Origin of the sequence: Saccharomonospora iraqiensis subsp. iraqiensis (assembly GCF_000430445.1) — a bacterium.
GTDB classification, from domain to species: Bacteria; Actinomycetota; Actinomycetes; order Mycobacteriales; family Pseudonocardiaceae; genus Saccharomonospora; species Saccharomonospora iraqiensis.
Genome location: NZ_KE387111.1, coordinates 1 through 1,811, shown reverse-complemented (window position 1 = coordinate 1,811; position 1,811 = coordinate 1). Strand labels below are relative to the sequence as shown.

The 1,811-nt window shown below is 72.8% G+C and carries 2 protein-coding genes; one reads left to right on the top strand and one right to left on the bottom strand.

What is annotated here, in order from left to right:
* Positions 1 to 1,142 (top strand): putative glycoside hydrolase (locus ACTIR_RS23835; protein WP_034240549.1); only part of this gene is annotated, 1,142 nt, incomplete at its 5' end.
* A gap of 28 nt (positions 1,143 to 1,170) precedes the next feature.
* Here the strand turns inward: ACTIR_RS23835 and ACTIR_RS0116410 are convergent.
* A partial coding sequence (locus ACTIR_RS0116410) for an SDR family oxidoreductase (RefSeq protein WP_026455103.1) occupies positions 1,171 to 1,811 on the bottom strand: 641 nt, incomplete at its 5' end.

The following is a 1,811-nucleotide window of genomic DNA, read 5'->3' as shown; positions in this document are numbered from 1 at the left end:
TCCGCGGCACCGCGGTCGGCGCGGCGACGGTCACCGCGGGCGACGAGCAGGCCCGCCCCGGCGAGGACGGCGAGTTCGTGCTCCCCGTGCGGCAGGACGGCGGAACGAGCGTCACCGTCACCGCCACCGACGCCGCGGGCAACACCGCCACCGAGGAGGTCCCGGTGGCGCTGCGCCACCCCGGGATGCGGGCGGTGCACATGTCGGCGAGCGCCTGGTCGAGCGCCACCCTGCGGGAGCCGGTGATGGACCTGGTGCGCGAGCGCCGGATCGACACGGTGCAGCTCGACATCAAGGACGAGAGCGGCAAGGTCGGCTACTCCTCGCAGGTGCCGCTGGCGCAGGAGATCGGCGCGAACGCCGACCTCTACGACGCCCGCGAGGCGCTGGACATGCTGCACGCCGAGGGCGTGCACGTGGTCGGCAGGCTGGTCGCCTTCCGCGACCCGGTGCTCGGGCGGGCGTCCTGGGAGTCCGGTGACCACCAGCGGCTGGTGCAGGACACCGGGGGTTCCCCCTGGTCCGGCTACGGCAGCTACTCGTTCACCAACTTCGCCGACCCCGAGGTGCGCGAGTACAACATCGCGCTCGCCGAGGAGGCCGCCGAACTCGGTTTCGACGACATCCTCTACGACTACATCCGCAGGCCGGACGGGGACATCGACGCCATGCGCTTCCCCGGCCTGGAGACCTCCCCGGAGAAGTCGGTCGCCGACTTCCTGGCGGACTCCCGGGAGGCCATCCACGAGCACGGCGCCTACCAGGGCGCCTCGGTGTTCGGGATCGCGGCCACCCGCCCGACGCAGATCGCGCAGGACATCCCGATGATGTCCGAGCACGTCGACTACATCGCGCCGATGGTGTACCCGTCGCACTGGGGGCCCGGGGAGTACGGGGTGGACTCCCCGGAGAACCAGCCGTACGACATCACCCGGCGCTCGGTGGCCGACTTCGTGGACCAGGCGAACGAGAACGGCACGACCGAGATCATCCCCTGGTTGCAGGCGTTCAGCCTCGGGGTCGACTACGGCCCCGGGGAGGTCCGCGCGCAGATCGAGGCCGCCGAGGACGCCGGGGCCGACTCGTTCCTGCTGTGGAACGCCGCCTGCCGGTACGACGCGTCGGCACTGGCCCCGACCTGAGCCGCCCGGACCACCGCGACGCCCTCCTTCACCCCCGCCCGACGTAGGGCATCGCGGTGGCCGTCACGGTCAGCGAGTTGACCGTGGCCGACAGCGGGAGCCCGGCCATGTAGAGCACGGCGTCGGCGACGTGCGCCGCGTCGAACGTGGCCTCGGGCGCGGTGCTGCCGTCCGCCTGCCGTGCGCCTTCGGCGATGCCCGCCGTCATGTCGGTGGCGGCGTTGCCGATGTCGATCTGGCCGCAGGCGATGTCGTGCGGCCTGCCGTCCAGGGCGAGCGACCGGGTCAGCCCGGTGACCGCGTGTTTGGTGGCCGTGTAGGCGACGCTGTCCGGCCGGGGCGCCTGCGCCGAGATCGAGCCGTTGTTGATGATCCGGCCGCCCCGGGGGCGCTGCTCCTTCATCAGCCGGACCGCGTGCCGGGCGCAGAGGAACATGCCGGTGAGGTTGACGGCGACGGTGTCGTGCCACCCGTCGAGCGGCACCGTGTCCACCGACCCGGCCGGTCCGAACGTGCCCGCGTTGTTGAACAGCACGTCCACCCGGCCCCACCGCTGCCCGACCGCCGCGAACAGGTCCGCCACGGCGGCGTCGTCGGTCACGTCGGTGGGCACCACCAGCGCGTCCGCACCGCCGTCGCCCCGTTCGGCCTGCGCCGCCGTCTCCCGCA